The sequence below is a fragment of the Streptomyces mauvecolor genome, assembly GCF_039532965.1.
Taxonomy (GTDB): Bacteria; Actinomycetota; Actinomycetes; order Streptomycetales; family Streptomycetaceae; genus Streptomyces; species Streptomyces violascens.
This window is the reverse complement of the sequence record NZ_BAAASQ010000065.1, coordinates 1-760: the sequence shown is the minus strand read 5'-3', so window position 1 is coordinate 760 and position 760 is coordinate 1. Positions and strand designations below refer to the sequence as shown.

The 760-nt window shown below is 70.3% G+C and carries 1 protein-coding gene; it reads right to left on the bottom strand.

Annotation, left to right across the window (positions count from 1 at the left end; translation table 11 throughout):
* The coding region (gene ddaH / locus ABD346_RS38230; RefSeq protein WP_344380927.1) for a dimethylargininase at positions 1 to 715 on the bottom strand (715 nt) is incomplete at its 3' end.
* Positions 716 to 760 lie beyond the last annotated feature (45 nt).

The window sequence follows — 760 nt, the reverse complement described above, 5'->3', positions numbered from 1 at the left end:
GTTTCACGGCGGCCTCCGGCAGGACGACGTTGAGGCCGTCGCTGACCGCGTTGAGCCCGAGGACGTCCGCGTCGTCCTGCGAGACGAGCAGCGCGTCGGGGAAGAGCCGGGCGAGGACCGCGCGGCTGCCCGGGGTGAACGCCTCGGGGTAGTACATGACCTCGTCGCCGTCCAGGACCGCGAGCGCGGTGTCCAGGTGGTAGAAGCGCGGGTCGGTGAGCTCCAGGCTGATCACCGGGCGGCCGAAGAACTCCTGGGCCTCCTGGTGTCCTTCGGGCGTGCAGCGGAAGCCGCGCCCGGCCAGGATCCAGCTGTCGGTGACCGCGAAGTCGCCCTCGCCCTCGTTCACGTACTCGGGTACGTGCACCTCGTAGCCGTGGGCGCGGAACCAGGCGGCGTGGGCGGGGGCCTCGGCGGCCCGCTCGGAGTTGAGGAACCTGGCGCCGAGCACCTTGCCGTCGACGACGGTGGCGCCGTTGGCGGAGAACACCATGTCGGGCAGGCCCGGGACCGGTTCGAGGAGGTCCACGGTGTGGCCCAGCGAGCGGTAGAGGTCGTGGAGCGTCTCCCACTGCAGGACCGCGAGCGCGGTGTCGACCGGCTTGGCCGGGTCCATCCAGGGGTTGATGGCGTAGTTCACGTCGAAGTGCGACGGGCGGCACATCAGGTAGTGGCGGGGGGTGGAGGCACGGTCGCGCACCGATACGGAAGTCATGACATCTCCGGATTAAGGGGGGTGATCAGGGCTGGCGTAGGGGGT